At 45.8% G+C, this 19,964-nt stretch carries 17 protein-coding genes; 6 read left to right on the top strand and 11 right to left on the bottom strand.

What is annotated here, in order from left to right; all coding sequences use genetic code 11:
• Window positions 1–52: 52 nt before the first annotated feature.
• The 9 genes from ACRRQV_RS09800 to fdhF all read right to left on the bottom strand — a co-directional run bounded on the left by ACRRQV_RS09800 (window position 53) and on the right by fdhF (window position 10,655).
• Window positions 53–286 (bottom strand): hypothetical protein, encoded by a 234-nt coding sequence (locus tag ACRRQV_RS09800; RefSeq protein WP_432530222.1) that lies wholly within the window; start codon window positions 284–286, stop codon window positions 53–55.
• Between the two features lie 119 nt (window positions 287–405).
• The gene (locus tag ACRRQV_RS09795) at window positions 406–648 is read right to left on the bottom strand and encodes a hypothetical protein (RefSeq protein WP_432530220.1); all 243 of its coding nucleotides are present in this window, start codon (window positions 646–648) and stop codon (window positions 406–408) included.
• A gap of 486 nt (window positions 649–1,134) precedes the next feature.
• Window positions 1,135–3,252 (bottom strand): sensor domain-containing protein, encoded by a 2,118-nt coding sequence (locus tag ACRRQV_RS09790; protein ID WP_432530218.1) that lies wholly within the window; start codon window positions 3,250–3,252, stop codon window positions 1,135–1,137.
• 1,121 nt (window positions 3,253–4,373) lie between these two features.
• Window positions 4,374–4,640 carry a hypothetical protein gene (locus tag ACRRQV_RS09785; protein WP_432530216.1) on the bottom strand — a complete coding sequence of 89 codons (267 nt, stop codon included), beginning with the start codon at window positions 4,638–4,640 and terminating at the stop codon, window positions 4,374–4,376.
• Between the two features lie 130 nt (window positions 4,641–4,770).
• Window positions 4,771–5,013 (bottom strand): hypothetical protein, encoded by a 243-nt coding sequence (locus ACRRQV_RS09780; RefSeq protein WP_432530214.1) that lies wholly within the window; start codon window positions 5,011–5,013, stop codon window positions 4,771–4,773.
• 410 nt (window positions 5,014–5,423) lie between these two features.
• Entirely contained in the window at window positions 5,424–5,633 is a 210-nt protein-coding gene (locus ACRRQV_RS09775; protein WP_432530212.1) for a hypothetical protein, read from the bottom strand.
• Between the two features lie 773 nt (window positions 5,634–6,406).
• Window positions 6,407–7,060, bottom strand: coding sequence for a Bax inhibitor-1/YccA family protein (locus tag ACRRQV_RS09770; RefSeq protein ID WP_432530210.1), 654 nt, complete (start codon window positions 7,058–7,060; stop codon window positions 6,407–6,409).
• Between the two features lie 167 nt (window positions 7,061–7,227).
• Entirely contained in the window at window positions 7,228–7,710 is a 483-nt protein-coding gene (locus ACRRQV_RS09765) for a DUF1641 domain-containing protein (protein ID WP_432530208.1), read from the bottom strand.
• Between the two features lie 20 nt (window positions 7,711–7,730).
• Window positions 7,731–10,655: a formate dehydrogenase subunit alpha gene (fdhF, locus tag ACRRQV_RS09760; protein WP_432530206.1), complete on the bottom strand. Its 2,925-nt coding sequence runs from the start codon at window positions 10,653–10,655 to the stop codon at window positions 7,731–7,733.
• 180 nt (window positions 10,656–10,835) lie between these two features.
• On the opposite strand from fdhF, the gene fdhD reads away from it, so the two are divergent.
• On the top strand, window positions 10,836–11,660 hold the full coding sequence (gene fdhD / locus ACRRQV_RS09755; RefSeq protein ID WP_432530787.1) for a formate dehydrogenase accessory sulfurtransferase FdhD: 825 nt from the start codon (window positions 10,836–10,838) through the stop codon (window positions 11,658–11,660).
• Between the two features lie 142 nt (window positions 11,661–11,802).
• Entirely contained in the window at window positions 11,803–12,342 is a 540-nt protein-coding gene (locus ACRRQV_RS09750) for a flavodoxin family protein (protein WP_432530204.1), read from the top strand.
• A gap of 72 nt (window positions 12,343–12,414) precedes the next feature.
• Here ACRRQV_RS09750 and ACRRQV_RS09745 read toward each other — a convergent pair whose 3' ends face one another.
• The gene (locus ACRRQV_RS09745) at window positions 12,415–12,768 is read right to left on the bottom strand and encodes a hypothetical protein (RefSeq protein ID WP_432530202.1); all 354 of its coding nucleotides are present in this window, start codon (window positions 12,766–12,768) and stop codon (window positions 12,415–12,417) included.
• A gap of 554 nt (window positions 12,769–13,322) precedes the next feature.
• On the opposite strand from ACRRQV_RS09745, the gene ACRRQV_RS09740 reads away from it, so the two are divergent.
• Window positions 13,323–14,009, top strand: coding sequence for a FusB/FusC family EF-G-binding protein (locus ACRRQV_RS09740; RefSeq protein ID WP_432530200.1), 687 nt, complete (start codon window positions 13,323–13,325; stop codon window positions 14,007–14,009).
• A 334-nt stretch (window positions 14,010–14,343) separates the two neighbouring features.
• Window positions 14,344–16,614: a putative bifunctional diguanylate cyclase/phosphodiesterase gene (locus ACRRQV_RS09735; protein ID WP_432530198.1), complete on the top strand. Its 2,271-nt coding sequence runs from the start codon at window positions 14,344–14,346 to the stop codon at window positions 16,612–16,614.
• 205 nt (window positions 16,615–16,819) lie between these two features.
• Here the strand turns inward: ACRRQV_RS09735 and ACRRQV_RS09730 are convergent, their stop codons facing one another.
• Entirely contained in the window at window positions 16,820–17,320 is a 501-nt protein-coding gene (locus ACRRQV_RS09730; protein ID WP_432530197.1) for a hypothetical protein, read from the bottom strand.
• Window positions 17,321–17,610: 290 nt separating this feature from the next.
• Between ACRRQV_RS09730 and ACRRQV_RS09725 the strand changes: the two genes are divergently transcribed.
• A complete protein-coding gene (locus ACRRQV_RS09725; RefSeq protein WP_432530196.1) occupies window positions 17,611–18,330 on the top strand; it encodes a GntR family transcriptional regulator in 720 nt (239 codons plus the stop codon).
• Window positions 18,331–18,342: 12 nt separating this feature from the next.
• Window positions 18,343–19,872 (top strand): gluconokinase, encoded by a 1,530-nt coding sequence (gene gntK / locus ACRRQV_RS09720; RefSeq protein ID WP_432530785.1) that lies wholly within the window; start codon window positions 18,343–18,345, stop codon window positions 19,870–19,872.
• Window positions 19,873–19,964 lie beyond the last annotated feature (92 nt).

The raw sequence follows: 19,964 nt of genomic DNA, 5'->3' as shown, positions 1-19,964 counted from the left end.
AAAGAAGTGATCGAATATAGTAAAAAACGAACTGCCTCCTATTCCAAAGAAGTCAGTTCGTTTTATTGGTGTGAATTTTTTCATAAAGGGCTTCGGCCGCTTGATCAATCGATATATAATATTCGACCTGCTGCTTTTCATTGGAGGTCACTTGTAATATGTACGTATCCTTTAGGCACTTCACAGTTAGCGTATCCTCTTCGCCAATTGTAAAGGAATGACTGATGGAAGAAAAATTAAAGGTGCACGAAAGCTGCAATAGACTTTTGATGTGTTCCAATTTCATATGCGATCGCGCTCTTTCCTTCTGTGACGTAGTATTTTCAGCTCCAAGTGATTCAAAGTCGATTTACAGGGTTTTTACCCACTTCTCAGGGATTTAATCGCAAAAAAACTCCTGAGCAATCAGGAGTTAATTGAAAAATCGTGGGAACCTACAAACGCCACAATGTATTGGGCTGTTTCATCAATCGAATCATTTTCAACAACTTCTTGCGTCTGTGAATTGGTCAGTTCAAACGTCCTCGTGCCGGGCAGGCAGCGAATGGATAAGCTGTGGCCGTCTTCTGTCGTGAAGACCTGACTGATCTTCGACGTATTGTATTCACCCATCGTTTTAAGAAAAACCTTGACGTCATTAACTTTCATATTGGAATCTCCTTTCTAACTTTGGAAAGTGACTATGGAAAATCTGGAAGGAGTGGCAGTGGAGCATTCACTACAAGCATCCTTCTCTTCAACTAAGATAAAAACGAAAAAAAGCCGAAAAAACACCCTTAAGGATGCTTTTCGGCTTTGTTGGCAGCGCTACTGTCTGCAACAGATTACCATACATTAGATTATAGTTTAGGCAATATAAGTTTCTAAGTTGAAGTGATTCTTTTTCGAACGGTCTACTTCCAAGTTGGAAACGCTATTGTTTTCCAAGTACATTTATTATAATAAATTTTAGGTTTTAAGAAAAGAGTAGAGATTGTCTATTTTGAAGAAACTAGATAAAAAAAGAAAATATTCTTATTCCCTAGGCATTTAGGGGGTCAGCTAAATAAGACTAAAGCCTGCGGATAAGTTGCAAGCTGAAATTGAAAAAGCTTATGTTTGTTTAGAAATCGAAATGACGACTACTATCAGTCTTTATAAGGGGTCTTTAATCGAGAAAGCTAAGGTATGCAGTTCGGCAGGCAAAGGGCGGCTAAAATAATACCCTTGCCCTTCATCGCAATTTTCCTCCATCAGAAACGTCAACTGAAGGTCATCTTCAATTCCTTCGGCAACTACATTCATATTCAACTTATGGGCTAAAGCTATAATGGTAGAGGTAATCGCCTTTCCGCTCAAATCATTGTTGATGTCCTGAACAAAGCTACGGTCAATTTTCACCCGGTCAAACGAAAATTGGCGTAAATAACTGAGCGAGGTATACCCGGTGCCGAAATCGTCAATAGACACTGAGAGGCCTAATGCCTTCAGGTTTACTAAATTTTCTTTCAGCATCTCTGTATCTTCCATTAAAATGCTTTCTGTCACTTCCAGTTCCAGCCATTTTGCATCGAGCTCTGTTTCTTTCAGGACCGTTTTTATCGTCTGGACAAAATTAGGGTCCTGCAATTGGATAGTGGAAATGTTGACACATATTTTAAACGGAAGGTGGCCCGAGTCCTGCCATGCTTTATTTTGGGCACACGCCGTTTGTAGCACCCACTTCCCGATTGAAACAATCTGTCCGCTTTCTTCCGAAATCGGGATGAACGTATCGGGCGGTACCAGTCCCAGTTCCGGGTGATTCCAGCGGATCAAGGCTTCCATAGCGTTGAGTTTTCCTGTTTTCAAAGTGGTAATCGGCTGGTAATGCAGGACAAGTTCCTGATTTTTAATGGAAGACTTCAAATCCTGTTCCAACTTCAATTTGTAGACTGTTTTTTGGTCCAGCGCTTCCGTATAAACCGTATAGTTGTTTTTCCCGTACTTCTTCGTGTAATACATGGCGGTGTCGGCCTTTCTGATTAATCCATCTACACTTTCATCAGTACCGCTACTAAAAGCAATCCCGATGCTTGCCGAAACTGACAAGGAATGGCCCAGTACTTCAAACGGTTCTGCCAATGCCTGGTTCAGCCGTTTGGCCAGGGTAATCGCTTCTTCCTTAGCCGAATGAGGCAGCAAAACGGCAAACTCGTCTCCCGCAAACCGTCCCACGGTATCCGTGGTGCGTGTATGCTTCAGCAGCCTGGAGGAAACAAGTTTTAAAAATTCATCTCCGATGTGATGGCCCAAGGAATCATTGATGAACTTAAAGCGATCCAAATCCAGAAACAGGACAGCACTTGGGTTTTTAGCGGCATCAGAAATATTTAAAACTTGACTTAACCGGTCTTCGAACAATTTTCGGTTTGGCAGCTTCGTCAAGGAATCATAGAATACGAGGTCTTCCATCAGCTTTCGGTGCGCATTGCGATCGGTGATATCTTTTGCGATGCCGTAGGCACCGACTATTTCTCCTTCGAGGTTCATGGGGAAATTAGTAACTTCCAAATCTCTTCGCTTGCCGTCTTTCCGAGTAATGGAAATCTCGTATCGCTTGGCATTCCCCTTTATGGCCTCCCCAAAGCAATGAAGGGTAAGCGCTAAATCTTCCGGTACAATCAGCGGCAAGAAAGACATCTCAAGCAATTCATCCGTCGTGTAGCCCGCTAAGTCGCCGCAGCCTGGATTTGCATTTGTAAATACTCCTTCCATGTCAAAGGTGAAGACAGCATCCGGATTGTTATCAAAAAGGGATTTGAATCGCTCCTGATTTTCCTGAAGCAGCAAGTTAGCCCTAACTTCTTCTGTTACATCAAACACGGTTCCAAACGTGACCGGTTGTCCATCCATAACGGTTTTTTTTGAATGAATTTCAACGTATATTAGACTGCCATCTTTTTTAAGGACTCTTACCCGATAGCGTGCATCCGTTTCCCGATTCTCGCTTCTTCTGCGTACACTTTCCCGTACAATTGGCACATCATCCGGATGGATTAATTTGTCCGTTGTGATCCCTTTAATGAATAGTTCCTCTTTTGAATAGCCGACCAGGCTGCAAAAATGGTCGTTGACATACGAATAGTTCCAGTTTTCTAGGATGTACATACTGACAGGCGCATTTTGAATCATGACTTCAAACATTTCTCGATAAAATAGATCCTTCTTTTGAATTTCGCCCTTTTTAAAATCAGAAGTAAATGCATTGCTTTTATTGTTTTCAATTTCCATAAATATTGCCTCCCTGTAATCGTATAACCATGAATTTGACGTTATTTATACGTTTCTTCGAAATGTCTAGGCCAAAGTTGTGGAAAGTATTAGCAAATGAATGATCAAAGTTAAAAATATAAAAGTAAAATATTCCAATTTGATATTCTTATTCAGGAAATTCTATCCTTTGAACTACCGGAATAAAATAATCGTATGCCCCTTTATTGTCTCTTTATTTTAGCTGAAAAAAGGAGGGTGGCAAAAAAATATCATTTTTGCGACTTTATAACAAGTAAATATGGGCATGTATTTAAAATTTTTTTGAAAAGAAAATAAGTAGGAAGAGCCAATGCTTAAAATAAAGCACTTTCTTTCCTTCAGATTTATTAAAGTGTACTTTTACAAATTTATAAGAAGGTGGAATCGTATAATTATATAGTAGGTATTCATCACGCTGGTCAAATCATCGCTGCATCCACCGTTTTTTGTAGCGGGTGGCCTTCTCAAATAGCCCTACGTTACTGTTACAAGTGTATGTTTACTGATTTTTGGAAAAACGTGATAGAATAGAATGACGGAAGTTAGACACTTGCGCTAATTTCCATTGCTTACGCTCTTCGTCCATAGAGCATAGAAATCAATGTCTGTAGCCTGCTGTTGCCCTTGTAAAATAACGTGCCAGGGAGCGGTTAATCTGCTATGGATGTTGAATCGATAACAGTGCCTTTCGCCAGAGCTGGCGGAAGGCTTTTTTACGTTAACTACCAAAATGGCAAGCAAAGAAGCGTTCCGTGTGTGTTGCAGAAAGCTGTTCCAATCCTGCATTTTCACTCGTTAAGAATAAAAAAACTGCCCCCCTTATAGCAGGGAGGGCAGTTCACTCTTCGAACTCCGGCACATTTAAGAGGGTACTTCCAGTTGCAGCGCGTTCATCTTTTTCAGGAAAGACGTTTTAATCCAAGTACTTGTGGAAGATCCAGTCGCCGTCATTAACCAAGACATCGCCTGGTAGCCAGATGACCAGTAAAGAAACGATGATATCGGCAATCGTTGCCATTCACTTCATTCTTTTCACCTAGTAAGATGAGCCATATAGGGAATGGGAATAACCTTACTTCCCTGAATTAAGAGAGAAACCACTAGCTTCTTGGTTTAATGGTAAAACTAATGTAACGAGAGGTGTCTGATTCCAGGTAATTCTTGATAAAAAACGCAGCACAATCAATAGATGTAAACTGCCAAAGAAAATCAGTCGCAACGTCTGAAATATTAAACGTATCCGTAGTCTTTAGAAAATGGACTTTTAAGCATTTAATTTCATCCTTACCCGTGTAGTACTGTGAAGTTTCAGTCGGTAAAAATTTACGCAAGGGAAACAGTAACTCCCTTATTTCTTTTGGGTTCATTTGAACCTCTCCTTCTTTATAGGTGGAAGAGGACTAAGAAAAGTCTAGTAGAATCCATTACATGTATTGGTTGAGCTGTAAAAATCCAAGCAACTCCGGACTTAGAAGGCATAAAAAAACTCCTGAAGCATCAGGAGTGGGTTGTTAAATCTTTGGATTCCAAAAAGCTGACGATAAACGCAGCCGTATTCTCGATCGAATCATTATGCCAAACTTTTTGAGTAGCAAGGTTTGAAATTTCAAAACTTCTGGTGCCTAGCAAGCAGCGGACAGACAGATTAAGGCCTTCTTCAGAAGTGAACGTCTGAGTGATTTTGGTATGATTAAATTGAGCGATTGTTTCCAAAAAGATTCGGACACTTTCAATTTTCAAATGATGGGCTTCCTTTCCGACTATGGAAAGCGACTAAGAAAAGTCTGGAAAAATCCATGTGATGTAACAGGTACAGCTTACCACGTAAACGCCTTAATTGATAGGTTGCACCCTTCCCTTAACTATAATAAAAAGAAATTTAGGCAGAAACCGAATGAACGCGCCCGTACCCCAAATTTTAACTGCATGGAATAATCCGTGATCATCTGTTAGCTGCTTATATAAACAGGTCAAAAAGACGGGACTTCCACATTCCTTGCTTCTCCGTCTTTCCCCTCTAACAGTGAGAGGGAGCAATTATACAAATAAAACAGGATAACGATTTTTTGCTTGTAGCATGCAGAAGCATCAACAATTTTAAAAAGGGTTTTGGATCAAAAGATAAGTATATTCTAAAGCACCTTTTAGGGTTATGTGAATTCATGTTTAGAGGACAAGCTTTGAAAAGTCTTACAAAAGAGGCAGTTTATATACCCTCTATCTGTTTTAAGCCGTTCAATATAGGCTTCATCTCCACTAAATTCTCGTTTATCTATCGGTGTATCCAAAAAATCGCAGCGGTCTCCTGCATACCCCCTGTGGTGGATGGTTTTTGTCAGGTGATCAATCAAATATTTCACAGTCCTTCATCTCCTCCTTAGAAGAAAAAGTGTTTTTTCCTCATTAATCCTACTGCAATTTCCAGATAGATGAAAGAGGATATAATAAAAACGGGTAAATGGGTATACTAAAAAAGCTGAATGAATGGCACATAAGCAAAAGGAAGGCTTTATACATAGAGAAAGAACAGCAGGGCAAACTAATTCTGCTGATTTACAGAAGAGGTGAAGGTAAGCAGAAGAGGGCAGAGGTGGGGTATCATTGATTTAAATATGAACTGGATGCTCTGCAAGGGCAGTCGAACGAATTTATATGAAGTTTTTGAACTTTATAAACTGCTTTCCTTTAAAAGAAATTGACTTGTAAAAAGCAAATCATTTCTCGAATCCGTTGATGGCTAACTTCACGTTAACCTTTTAGACAAAGACTTTGACCTTACTATCCCGGAACTCAATGATATACTGCACATGTTATTCTAATAAACAAGTTTATAAATGTATTCTCCATTGTCGAACTTCGGTTAAAATCAACACGCTATTAGGTGACATATGAGGGATTATCAGAAGCAAAAAATATAAAGAAAGAGGAAGGGAAGTATCTAGTTAGTAAAAGGTATCTTTCTTACTTCATCATCTATATATTCGCAAAATACTTATTTAACGAACTAATTTAAACTAGTCCAAGCGGAAGGGAAAAAGCAACAAGCCCGGGTTGCCTGTGCAGAAGTTGGACTTTGCATACAGAATAACAAAAACAGCCCCTAAAAAGGGGCTGTTTAAAATAAAGCACTTGATCAGTCTCTTGATAAAAACGACGTAAGCCGCAGGATGTTCAAGAACAAGTTCAAGAAATCCAAGTACAAGCCGATGGCCACGAACGGTACGTCCTGTTCCGACATCGGCTGGTGGCGGATGCGGTTAAAGTCATAAATCGTGTAGAGCGAGAACAGCAAAACGCCTGCCATCGACAGGATCATCGCAAAGCCGCTTGAGAACGGCACGAAAAACCCGAAGAGCGAAATCACAAAGAACGCGATCAAGGCGACAAACAAATAGCTCGACCAGCCGACCAGGTTTTTGTTCATCCGGTAGCCGACCAATCCGTATGCCGCAAAAACAACGGCGGTTGACACGAATACGGCAAGGACGACTTCTCCGCCCAGGCTGCCTACATAGTACGTCAGCGCGGGATAGAGGGTAACGCCGCTGATTAAAGCGAATACCATCGCAAAGGTGCGGCCCGCTTTTCTTGCTTTGCGGATGAAAATCATGGAAATGAGAAGAACGATCTCAACGACCATCAATGGAAGCATGAGAGCAGGCGGCACGAATTGTCCCGCAATGACGCCGATTCCGGATGCAACCCATAGCACCGAGAAGAAACTCAAAACGCTTTTCAGCATTTCATTGTTTGGCATCTCTTTTTCTAATTCATAGTGTGAATACATGTGTAGTTCCCCCTTTAGTTATAACTAGTATACGGGCATAGGGACCTTTTGGATTCACTGGAATAAAAATTTTTTTAGGAAGCACTGGGACAATGAAACCGGACAAGCAAAAAACAGCACCGATTCTGTTGGAACAGAATCGGTGCTGTTTTTAAGTAGAAACAACTTTATTTCCGGCCGAGTTCTTTTCCCATGCCTTTCAGGAAATTGAGGCCAAATTTAATCGTGCGGTTGATGTCCGGATCAAACAGCGCGCGCGCCAGTTTGACGACGCCAACTTTTTTCGGATTGTTTCGCTGCGCCTCCGCTTCGTCCAGCCCGCTTTTCACGCTGTTCATCAGGCGAGCCGTGGTGTTCGGGTCGATGGCCGTCAAAACGGCCGCCGCTTTCATGGCGTTGTTGATGAGATTGACGACCGGCTCGCGCCCCGCTTGTGTAACGGCGATTTCGGTCAAGTTTTCCCGTGCTTTGACCATTGCGCGCACCGCGTCAAGAATGCCCGAATCGTTCAATTCTCCGGTGATTTCCAAGATTTTATTGAGCGCCTGGTCCTGTTGGACAAGCAGGGTTTCCAGTTCGCTGAGCTTTTGCTGCTTCACTTCTTCCGGCGACAGCTGCTTTCGGTGGATGTGTGTAATCGGCGTTGCCACTAAACATCACCATTCCTTCCTCATTGATCGGTCAGCGGGACATAGCCCGGACGCTGCCATTTGCGTTCGACTTCGACACCTTTTTGCGGTGTGCGGATCTTGCCGCGCGGATTTGATTCCGGTATCGGCGATTTGCCTTTTTTAGTGATCAGTTCCATGCGGACTTTCGTCTGCTTATAGGCCGGTGTATTGGTTCGCTGGTCGGTGGCAGGGCCAGTCAGGAAATTGATGGCCGTTTCCTTGTCTGTTGAGTGCATCGGCAGGAACAGCACATTGCCTTGCATGCGGTCAGTGACAAAAGCCGGCACTTTCAAAGCACCGTAAGGAGAGACAAGCCGCACGAGCGATCCGTCTTCAACGCCTCTTGCTTTCGCCAGTTCCGGTGAAACTTCAACAAAACTTTCCGGCAGTTTCTCATGGATTCCTTTTGTTTTATCCGTCAGGTTGCCTTCGTGGAACTGTTCCAAAAGCCGGCCATTGTCGATATGCAGGTCGTATTCCGCAGGGAACACAACGGGCCGCACCCAATCAGACAAAGCGAAACGGGCTTTCTTGTCCGGGAAGTTGAAGCCGTTCATATAGAGAAGCGGTGTGCTAGTCCCCTCGTGGCTGCCCCAAAGGAAGCTGTTCCAGCCTTCTAATACTTCGTAATTCGCTTGCGAGAACAGCGGCGATAGGCTTGCCATCTCATCAAAGATGTCGCTCGGATGGCTGTAATTCCATCCGGCACCCATCCGATTGGCGATTTCCTGGACAATCCACCAGTCGGCCTTTGAGCCGCCAAGTTCCGGAAGCACTTTGTAAAGACGCTGGACGCGCCGTTCGGTATTGGTGAATGTGCCGTCTTTCTCAAGCGATGGAGCAGCCGGCAAAATCACATCGGCGTACTGGGCTGTTCTTGAGAAAAAGATATCCTGTACGACGAGAAAGTCCAGTTTCGACAGCACTTCATCGACATGATTGGCGTTAGCGTCAACAAGCGCCATTTCTTCTCCGATAATGTACATTGCCTTCATTTTGCCCGCTTCGACCGCGTTGAGCATCGAAACGTTGTCATACCCAGGCTCAGAATCGATTTTTACGCCGTACGCACGCTCAAACTTCTCGCGCGCTTCATCGTCCGATACATGCTGATAGCCCGGAAGCCAGCCCGGCATCGCACCCATATCGCAGGCGCCTTGCACATTGTTGTGCCCGCGGAGCGGATAGGCACCGGCACCCGGCCGGCGATAATTGCCGGTCGCAAGCAGCAAATTGGAGATCGCGGCGGATGTATCCGAACCGCCGGTGTTCTGCGTCACGCCCATGCCCCATAGGATGCAAGTTCCATCTGCTTCATGGATGGCGTGCGCGATTTGGATAAGCGTCTCTTGCGGGATGCCTGTTTCTTTTTCCGCGTAGTCGAGCGTATACATCTCCAGCGCCATTTTGAATTCGTCAAAGAAGTTGACGTTTTCCCGGACGAATGCTTCATCATGCAGGTTGTTGTCAAACAAGTATTTGGTGACAGCCATCAGCCACACTTGGTCCGTTCCTTGTTTCGGGCGGATGAATAAATCGGCCCGGTCGGCCATTTCGTTTTTACGAAGATCTGCGACAATCAGTTTTTGGCCGTGCAGTTTGTGTTCTCTCTTGATGCGTGTCGCAAGCACCGGATGGCTTTCCGCCGGGTTGGCGCCGACGATGATGATTAGTCCGGCTTTAGTGAGATCTTCGATCGTTCCTGCATCGCCGCCCATGCCGACTGTGCGGAACAAGCCATCTGTTGCAGGGGTTTGGCAATAGCGCGAACAATTGTCGATATTGTTGGATTCGAATACTTGGCGCGTTATTTTTTGTATCACGTAATTGTCTTCATTGGTGATTTTTGATGAAGAGATAACGCCGATGGCATCTTTTCCGTAATCCCGTTTATAGCCGCCTAGTTTGGAAGCGACTAGGTCCAGGGCTTCTTCCCAAGTGGCTTCGACGAATTCGTCGCCGCGGCGGATAAGCGGAGTGGTAAGGCGCTTTTCACTGTTGACGAAATCCCAGCCGAATTTTCCTTTGACGCATGTGGAAATCTGGTTGGCCGGAGCTTCGGACACCGGCTGGATTTTCAAGATTTCCCGATCTTTCGTCCATACTTCAAACGTGCAGCCAACGCCGCAGAATGTGCAGACGGTCTTGGTTTTTTCCATGCGCGTATGGCGCATGGAAGCTTCCGCATCGGAAATGGCCAAGATGCCGCTGTACCCCGGTTCGACGTCTTTCACGAGGTCGATCATCGGCTCTAAAATTTCCGGTTTCAGGCCGGTCATAAATCCGGCTTCGCCGAGCATCGTGTTTTCCATAAGCGCGTTGCACGGGCAGACGGTAACGCAGTGGCCGCAGCTGACGCATGATGATTCGTTGATCTTCGCGCCGCCGTCCCACAAAACGATGGGGCGGTCGCGTTCCCAGTCAATGGTCAAGGTTTCATTGACCTGCAGGTTCTGGCAGGCTTCGACGCACTGGCCGCAAGCGATGCACTGGTTCGGGTCATAGCGGTAAAACGGATTGGTGAAATCCACAGCGTCCGTTGAACATTTCGGTTCGAACGGGTATTTCTGGTGTTCAACTTCCATCATGTCAACGGTATTATGTACTTTACAATTCCCGTTGTTGTTGTCGCACACCGTACAATACAGCAAATGGTTTTCTAAAATCCGGTCCATCGCCTCGGTCCGGGCTTCTTTGGCGCGGGTGGAAGCGAGCTGGATGTCCATGCCGGCTTGGGCAGGGGTCGAACAGGCGCGGACGAGCTTGCCGTCCATTTCAACAATGCAGGTGTCGCACGTTTCAATCGGATCGACTTCAGGCATGTAGCAGATCTGCGGATGCGTAATTTTGTTGGCGTTGATCACTTCCAGAATCGTTTGTCCAGGTTCGAATTCAAAAGATGAACCGTTGATGTTGATCGGCATGCCATTACCTCCTTTGGATTGATAAAGATCGAATGGGGTATATCCGGTTTGCCGGCTGGATTTGGAGCTGGCAGTTCTTGTATACCCCCAATATGTGGTATTATTATAGACAATTTAAAAGATTTATACAACTTATTAACTGAATTGTCCGAAAACTACTATCTTCTCTGAGGAGAGTGAATAAAACCGATGGAACAACACACTGAACGCCGCATCCTGCGCTATTCCAAAGGGTCTTTCATTGAAAAAGAAGATCAGGTGGTCGTGGAGCAGCCTATTACAATCCACATCAACGGACGGGAATTCATCACCATTGTCTGTTCGCCTGAATTTATTGAGGACATGGCCGTCGGGTTTTTGGCTTCTGAAGGCATCATCCCGAACGCAAAAGACATCAAAGCTGTAGAAGTCGATGAAAAGAAGGGCATCGTCCACATCACGGCGGATAAGGTGTATCCGTTTTATGAGCAGCTGCAGAACAAACGCTTTGTTTCTTCGTGCTGCGGCATGAGCCGGCAAGGTTTCGTCTTTGCGCACGACGCGTTGACGGCGAAAACGATGGCGGAAAAACGGGTCACACTGTCGCCGGAAGACTGCTTTTCACTGATGCGTCGCATGGACGAAAGCGCCGACATGTTCCGCCAGACTGGAGGCGTCCATAACGCGGCACTCTGCAGCGCCGACGGCTTTTTCCTGTCGCGCGTCGACATTGGCCGGCATAACGCGCTCGATAAAATCTACGGGCATTGCCTCCGAAACAACATTAGCGTGCGCGACAAAGTCATCGTCTTCAGCGGCCGCATCTCCTCGGAAATTTTGCTGAAAGTCGCGAAAATCGGCTGCGAAGTCATCTTGTCCAAATCAGCGCCGACGGAACTCGCCTTGTCGCTTGCCGACGAACTCGGCATCACGGCCGTCGGCTTTATCCGCGGCGAATCGTTCAACTTGTATACGCATCCCGAGCGGATTGTCGAAAAGGCTGTTGAACATTCCGAAACGAATTAATCCAACAACACCGGCCAGTTAACCAAAAAGACGCAAAAAACCAACAAAGTGGCCAATCGCCTTGTTGGTTTTTTATGTGGTGTTCATTATAGAATAAGGCAATAATGAATAACGAATTAACTCTACACTGGAGGAATTAAGGATGACGATTGCAGTTCTGTACGGCGGAAACCGCCCAAATGGAAACACAGAGGCCTTAACGAAGTTAGCGACTCAAGGCTTAGAAGTGGAAGAAATCTACTTAAACGATTACGTGATTGAAGCGATACAAGACAAGCGGCATGCAGAAGAGGGATTCGGCGAAGTAGACGATGATTACAATTTCATCCTTGACCGGATCCTTCCACACGACACTCTGATTTTTTCCACCCCGATTTATTGGTACAGCATGACCGGCACAATGAAAAATTTCATTGATCGATGGTCCCAGACATTACGAGATTCCAACTATCCGGATTTTAAAAAGCACATGTCCCAAAAACGGGCATTTGTCATTGCAGTAGGCGGGGATCAGCCTTATATGAAAGCATTGCCAATGATTCAACAGTTTCAGCATATCTTTGATTTTATGGGAACAGCTTTTGATGGCTATGTCATCGGAGAAGGAAACAAACCGGGCGATATTGCAAAAGACGCAAGAGCCCTTTCGGCAGCGGAACAGCTTCGAAAAAAGCTGCAGTAACTTTTTGCATTTTTAGCATTTCAATAAAATAAGCCGCTGTCCTCAAAAAGGACAGCGGCTATTAATGGTGTATTAAAACGCGTATTGGAACAGTGCGAAATACAACGGGCTCAATAAGACAACCATGAAAACCCCGCTGAACACGGCCAAAAACGGGCCATCCGCAGCTTCTGCATCAAACGCAATTCCTTTATAGAAGAAGAAAAACAGAACATCCCACAGCAAAGCGCCGACAAATACCAACTGCCAGACAAATGGCGTGAAAAGCTCGTTGCCGGTGACGTACCCGAACAATCCGATCAACGCAATGACCGTTACCGCCAAATCCAGAAGGTACACGTAGTTCTTGTAGCCGCCCCGATTTAGAAGTTTAACCGCGAATGTGACAAGCAGTGCCGCGTAGAGAAACCACAAAATGTAAGTCATTATAATAGGTCCTTTTTTAGTAAGAATAACTGCAAGGTGAAACGTGAATGTTGGAACAATCTTATACTAACACGCGCAAGCAATTATTAAAATACGTTAATTATTTCCAAAGCAACTTTTTTTCAATATACGCCTAATAATCGATAATTTGCAGGGGAAAAGCGGCATTTCATTGAAGAAAAACAGAAATGCCTAGTTATTACTTCCTAAAAATTCCACTAGTCTATAAGTACTCGTGATGGAGCGTCAGAGGGCTTTCGAATGAACGCGAAAAAGTGAATTTCAATGCAGGCGGCGACATTGGAAATAGAATGGAGATTCGAGTATGATTAAACCACAAGGGGGGAACTCCCTGCCTTTAAAGGAGCTGTTATCAGATGGCAATCTCAGTCGAATTGTCAGCGTCACGAAAAACTCATGCAAAGCCCGGTAACTCGAATGGCGACACTTTGTATGGGGCAAGCAAGAACTGATCGCCCTTATTTCCGCCGTTTGATGCGGCCGGCTTTCTTCCTTATAAGCAAACACCTAAAACAGTAAGGAGTGGGCTCACGATGATACATGTAAAAGAAACGACCGATAAAACAGGAAACGCAGCAGAGCGTCCGGAGGCGTTTATCCGGAACGACCAATTCAACTTCATCAAAGACCAGGCAAAAATACTGGTTACCGGACAAGCGACCAGCAACGATGCCGAAGTGTTAAGCGTCCTGCGGCATTTGGCGCAGGAAAAAGTCTTTAAGCAGTTCCCGGCGCTTACCATTGAACAGCAAGCGGTGCTCAGCCCGCTGACGCAAGTAAAAGAAACGGCTGACGCCGAAGCGTTTTTGGAGCAGCTCCGGCCTTATATCCTCCCGTTTAAGGCCGTCACAGACCAAGGCCTGAAAAAACTGTTCCCGAAAGCGAAAAAGCTGAAAGGGCCGAAGCTTGATGCGCTCGATTTCAAGAAGCTGTCGTATATCGGCTGGATTGAAAGTTCGACGCTCATGTATTTGGTCACCGAAAAAGACGGCGTGCTGCACGGCGTCCACGGCACGTTGACGCGCAGCCACAAAAAAGGCATCTGCTCGATCTGCAACCGCCACAGCGACGTTGGCTTGTTCACTGCCAAAACGAAAACGTCCGGCCAGGACAATTTCGTGAAGCGCGGCAACTACATTTGCCAGGACAACGAGGTCTGCAACAACAATATCTACTCGCTGGACCGCTTGAACGACTTTGTCGAACGGCTGCAAAAATAAGAGAATCGTGAAAGGGCATTCCGGCTTTAAGGAATGCCCTTTTTGCATGAATCCGGATAGAAAGCAGGGCGGCTAAAACCGCGTTCCGTTCCGGCGAAAAAATAAAACCTATTTGGAGTTTATTGTTATATAATCAGGGTATATTGTAGCGTTCTTCTTTAGTTTAACTACATACATAATTCTATGAAGGAATGCGAAGAAGGCGAGCATTGAACCGAGCTTCCTTCTTTTCTTATGCAATAAAACACCAATCGAACTTTAGCGATAGGAACAAAACCTTGTTTTCTCCGGCTAAGAACAGTTCACCATTATATTTTTGCCGGGAGGAATCACCATGTTAAAAAGCAAACGACTGGCTGTTTTCACAATATGGATAACAGCAATGGTGTTTTGCGGCTGGGATGTGCTGTTCAACGAAAACGAACCGGTGAGGCTGCTGGGAATCCGCATCGTCAATATGCTGGGGACTGCCATCAGTTTTTACTGGCTGCTTCAAGCCTATCAAAGCTCAACGGGCAAGCGGAAGAATTTCTGGCGGCTGGTGACGATCGGAATGCTGCTGTACCTTGTTTCCAATTCGATCTGGGTTTATGTGGAAGTCAGCCGTAACAGCTTGGCGGACGGTATTAGTTATGCAATTATGCTGCTCGCCTATCTGTTCTTTTTTGCTTCGCTCGTCTATAAAACTAAAGTATTGAGCGCCGGTTTTTCCAGTCACTCGTTCTTTTTTAACTTGGCTGTTTATATGATCACAGCGACGGCCATCAGCCTTCATTACCTTATTACGCCAATGCTCCAATTTGCCGATAATTCGCTGATGAATTCGTTGCTGGCGGCAGCTTACCCGATTGCGGATTTGGGCATGTTTTTTATCGCGCTCATTTTGTATTATTTTATCCAGCCCGATAAAGAGAGAGATGTGCTGATGCTGTTTCTGTCCGGTTTTTTGCTGCAGGCGGCGACCGATTCGGTGTATGCCTACACATCCATGACGGGCAGCTATTATGAAGGGAACATCCTCGATCTGTTCTGGCTGATCGCCATGCTGCTGATCGGCTTTTCCGGGTATTACGCACAAGGCTATAAAGGAGAATCGGAACTCGGAAGAGCAAACGCTGCAAGAAGCAAAGAATTTATTCTTCCTTATGCGAGTATATTGGTCCTTATCGTTTTAGTGATTATCACGTACCACTGGGATTTTAATGCGTTGAGTTTCGGTTTGCTGATTGCAATTCTGATCGTTCTTGGCCGGCAGCTCTTTATTCTCCGGGAAAACAATCAGCTGATGGTGCAGTACAGGGATCTCGCTTACCACGATCCGCTGACTGGCCTGAAGAACCGGATGAGCTTTATGGAAGCGATGGAGGATTTTTTGGAGAAGCCGGATGGCGGCAAGACGGCGCTGCTGCTGATGGACCTGGACCGGTTCAAAGCGGTCAACGATACGATGGGCCATTATGTCGGCGACCACATTCTCATCAAAACGGCGGAGCGGCTGAAAGAGTCACTAGCCGAAACTGCGTCCATCTTCCGGTTGGGCGGAGATGAATTTGTCGTCATCCTGCCGGAAGCGACGGAACAAAACTGCACATCGGCAACTGAAGGCATTTTGGCGAAATTCCAAAAGCCGTTCCTTGTGGAAGATTACGAAGTGAGCATTACGCCGAGCATCGGCATCAGCATCTACCCGGAGCACGGAACGACCGGTGAAGATTTGTTCAAGCATGCCGATGCGGCGATGTATACGGCGAAGGAAAGCGCCAAAAACAACTTTAAATTCTACGACACCGAGCTCAATAAAACCATGGCGCGTAAAATGAAAATTGAAAGCGGCTTGAAAAAAGCCATTGAGAAAAATGAGTTCACGCTTGTTTATCAGCCGAAAGTGGATTTGCAGAAAAACGAACTCATCGGCATGGAAGCGCTGCTGCGCTGGCAGCATCCGGAACTCGGCTGGATTTCCCCGCTGGAATTCATCCCGGTAGCTGAAGAAGCCGGGCAAATTGTTCCGATTGGCCAATGGGTGCTGGAAACCGCCTGTGTGCAGAACATGGCGTGGCAGAATCAAGGCTTTTCACCGCTCTGCGTCTCGGTCAACGTTTCTGTTCTGCAGTTCGAGCACGGCGAATTTCTAAAAACCGTCCGGAAAGCACTTGAAGAATCCGGCCTCAGCCCGCAATGTTTGGAGCTCGAAATTACTGAGAGCATCATGCAGAACACAAAGGAAAGCGTGGAGATCTTAAGCGGCCTGAGAGAAATCGGCGTGAAAACGTCGATTGATGATTTCGGAACCGGCTATTCATCGCTTCATATCCTGCAAACTTTGCCGATTGACACGTTGAAAATCGATAAATCCTTTATCGACAATGTAGACAAACCGAAGCAGCAGGCGATGGTGAAAACGATCATCGATTTTGGCCAGACGCTGGATTTGTCGATTGTCGCAGAAGGCATCGAAACCGAAGAGCAACGGAATGTGTTGAAACGCATCAACTGCCATATCGGGCAAGGCTATTTGTTTTCAAAGCCGGTCAGTCCGAAAGAGTTTGAGGCGATTCTAGCGGCTCACGGATTGATAGGAGAAGGAATTTTAAGTTCAGTTTAAAAAATTAAACAGCTTAAATGAGTTTTGTGGAACGGCTGAAAGAAAATAGGGAAGGGCTCTCCGACTAATTGAGAGTCCTTTTTAATTTGTATTTTAAAATGTGAATGCATGTGTATCAACAAAGAAAAAACAATTTATGGGATCTTTTGGCAGATATTCTTCCACATGTCCTCTCTCCTTTTGTAAAACTAGGCACTATATCCGTCTATTTAAACAAATGACGTCTTTCACCCCAAGCTTTCATCACACTTTCATGATATTCCTCTGGCTTTTCGATCATAAACCAATCAATCGAATGTGCAGGTGTCGGCATCCATTTTTTGCGTCGTTCCCTTATTTTTTCGTGATTTGTGTAATGAGGATGAATGACAGTGGCTTTTGATAAACCGGACTTATAGCCACTGTATAACTGTATGCTTTCAATTTCTTCCCAATACACTTTATTGTCATCTAAGTCGATGACAACACCTTCGTCGTCCCAATAAAATCCTCTGCCTTCTTTTCTTTTTCGCCACAGGTAAATGGCATATCCTATAAAGGGAAGCGGGAAAATGAAAATGAGACCACCAAACATTAGGACATCCCATAAGCCTTCATTAAGCGCATCCCGCAAAGCCAAGATGTTTATAAACAAAATCAATATCCCGAAAACCATAAATATTCCAATCATCGGCAACGATAATCTGTAGATTTTCCTTTGCTCCACTTAACTTCCATCCTTCCTGAATTTAGCTTTTATTCCTCTTTTTATTCAGTATAAATACAGAAGGTAAAAATAAAGTTAAAGTGATAGCGGAGAAATCTTGATAGGTGCAGGAAGGAGTTTACGGCATTGGATAGCTCTTTAAGCTGCTAAATTAAATACAACCTCCTCCTGATCTCCAGTGTTGTATGCTGATTTTAAAAAACACTAAAGAAAACGCTTGCATAATCTTTTCATTTATTTATAATAACTTGTATACAAGTATACTTGTTCATTCGGAAGAGGTGGCTAATATGTCCAACGAGAAGAAAACCTTATATCCGGAAAAGTGGCTGTCGAAAGCGTCGACCGGTGAACGGATCACGTCCGAGCTGCGGATGCGCATCATTGCCGGAGAAATTGAAAGCGGCACCATTTTGTCCGAGAACAAACTGGCAGCAGAATTTGAAGTGAGCCGCTCGCCGATTCGGGATGCGTTGAAAGTACTGGCTTCGGAACGACTGATCCGCCTGGAACGGATGGGCGCGGTCGTCATTGGATTGAAAGAGAAGGAAATTGATGAAATTTACGATGTGCGGCTTCTGATCGAATCGTTTGTCTTTGAACGCTTAGTGGATTCGGAAGTGGAAGAGCTCGTCAAAGAACTCAATAAAATACTGGAAATGATGAAAATCGCTATCAAGTATCAAGATGCCGACGAATTTTCCTATCAGGACGTCTTGTTCCACGAAGCGATTATCCGGTCCGCCAACCATTCCTACATCGCGATGATTTGGGATAATTTAAAGCCGGTGATGGAAAGTTTCATCTTGCTGTCGATGCGGACACGGTTTAAAGAAGAGTACAGCGATTTAGCACGTGTCATCGAAAACCATGAATTGTATATACAGGCGATCCGGGAGAAAAACCGGGCGTTGATGGTCCAGTCGCTGCACCAGAATTTTGACGACGTCCAAGGGCAAGTGGAAAGCCCGTGGCGGGCACAGCAAATCTTTAACAAAGAGGATGAGTAAAAAATGGCGTATATGTTGGGTGTAGACATCGGGACGACGAGCACGAAAGCCGTTTTATTCGATCGGCAAGGGAACGTCATGCAGCAGGAAAATATCGGCTATCCGCTGTACACGCCGGACATTTCAACAGCCGAGCAAAACCCGGAAGAGATTTTTCAGGCGGTAGTGAGCGCTGTTTCTGCCATCATGAAAGGCCGCGATCCCGAGTCGGTTTCGTTTCTGTCGTTCAGCAGTGCAATGCACAGCGTCATTGCCATGGACGAACAGGACCAGCCGCTGACGCCATGCATCACATGGGCGGACAACCGCAGCGAAGCGTGGACGAAAAAGATCAAACACAAACTGAACGGCCATGAAATCTACAAACGGACCGGCACGCCGATCCATCCGATGTCGCCGTTGTCCAAAATTACTTGGATCACCAATGAACGGCCGGAAATTGCAGAACGTGCAAAAAAATACATCGGCATCAAGGAATTCATTTTCCAGAAGTTTTTCGGCGGCTATGTCATCGACCATTCGATCGGGTCGGCTACCGGCCTGATGAATTTGAAGACGCTCGACTGGGACGAAGAAGCGTTGAATGTGGCTGGCATAAGCCGGAACCAATTATCCGAACTGGTCCCGACGACGAAAATAATTACCGGCTGCAACGACGAACTGGCCAAAAAAATGGGCCTTAATTCTGAAACCGCATTTGTAATCGGCGCAAGTGACGGCGTGCTGTCGAACCTCGGCGTCAACGCCATCCGAAAAGGCGAGATTGCGGTAACGATCGGCACGAGCGGAGCGATCCGAACGATCATCGACGAACCGAAAACCGACGACAAAGGGCGGATCTTCTGCTACGCACTGACTGAAGAGCATTGGGTCATCGGCGGTCCGGTCAACAACGGGGGCATGGTCCTCCGCTGGGTCCGCGACGAGCTCGCGTCATCCGAAACCGAGACGGCAAAACGGCTCGGCATCGATCCGTACGAAGTGTTGACGCGGATTGCCGACCGGGTCGCTCCCGGTTCCGACGGCTTGCTGTTCCATCCGTACTTGGCGGGCGAGCGGGCGCCGCTGTGGAATCCGGACGTCCGGGGTTCGTTCTTCGGGCTGACGATGTCCCACAAAAAAGAGCACATGATCCGCGCAGCGCTGGAAGGCGTCATCTACAATTTGTATACCGTCTTTTTGGCGCTGCAGGAATGCATGGATACGCCTGTCACCCGCATCCAGGCGACCGGCGGCTTTGCCCGCTCGGAAGTGTGGCGGCAAATGATGGCGGACATTTTCGAATCGGAAGTGGCCGTGCCGGAAAGCTACGAAAGTTCGTGCCTCGGCGCCTGCATTCTCGGGCTGTACGCAAAAGGGGAAATCGATTCGTTTGAAATCGTCTCCGACATGATCGGCAACACGTACAAGCATTTGCCGAACGACGCAGCGGTGGAAAATTACCGGCAGCTGCTGCCGATTTTCATCGACCTGTCCAGAGTATTGGAAAAAGATTACGAACGAATTGCGGCTTACCAAAGAAAACTATATAAGTTGAATTAAATTTTTGGAGTTATTGATATTCCGCAAAACCGCTGCGCTTGCGACGAAGTGCGCAGCACTGCAACGCTCTTTCATGTCTCGAAGCTAGCGCA

The organism is Planococcus sp. YIM B11945 (assembly GCF_050864155.1).
Taxonomy (GTDB): Bacteria; Bacillota; Bacilli; order Bacillales_A; family Planococcaceae; genus Planococcus.
This window is presented reverse-complemented; position numbering and strand designations above follow the sequence as displayed.

Bases quoted from the DNA above. Each gene is read 5' to 3' on its own strand.
- ACRRQV_RS09800 (WP_432530222.1), bottom strand. From the start codon at position 286: ATGAAATTGGAACACATCAAAAGTCTATTGCAGCTTTCGTGCACCTTT.
- ACRRQV_RS09795 (WP_432530220.1), bottom strand. From the start codon at position 648: ATGAAAGTTAATGACGTCAAGGTTTTTCTTAAAACGATGGGTGAATAC.
- ACRRQV_RS09790 (WP_432530218.1), bottom strand. From the start codon at position 3,252: ATGGAAATTGAAAACAATAAAAGCAATGCATTTACTTCTGATTTTAAA.
- ACRRQV_RS09785 (WP_432530216.1), bottom strand. From the start codon at position 4,640: ATGAACCCAAAAGAAATAAGGGAGTTACTGTTTCCCTTGCGTAAATTT.
- ACRRQV_RS09770 (WP_432530210.1), bottom strand. From the start codon at position 7,060: ATGTATTCACACTATGAATTAGAAAAAGAGATGCCAAACAATGAAATG.
- fdhF (WP_432530206.1), bottom strand. From the start codon at position 10,655: ATGCCGATCAACATCAACGGTTCATCTTTTGAATTCGAACCTGGACAA.
- ACRRQV_RS09750 (WP_432530204.1), top strand. From the start codon at position 11,803: ATGACGATTGCAGTTCTGTACGGCGGAAACCGCCCAAATGGAAACACA.
- ACRRQV_RS09745 (WP_432530202.1), bottom strand. From the start codon at position 12,768: ATGACTTACATTTTGTGGTTTCTCTACGCGGCACTGCTTGTCACATTC.
- ACRRQV_RS09740 (WP_432530200.1), top strand. From the start codon at position 13,323: ATGATACATGTAAAAGAAACGACCGATAAAACAGGAAACGCAGCAGAG.
- ACRRQV_RS09735 (WP_432530198.1), top strand. From the start codon at position 14,344: ATGTTAAAAAGCAAACGACTGGCTGTTTTCACAATATGGATAACAGCA.
- ACRRQV_RS09725 (WP_432530196.1), top strand. From the start codon at position 17,611: ATGTCCAACGAGAAGAAAACCTTATATCCGGAAAAGTGGCTGTCGAAA.
- gntK (WP_432530785.1), top strand. From the start codon at position 18,343: ATGTTGGGTGTAGACATCGGGACGACGAGCACGAAAGCCGTTTTATTC.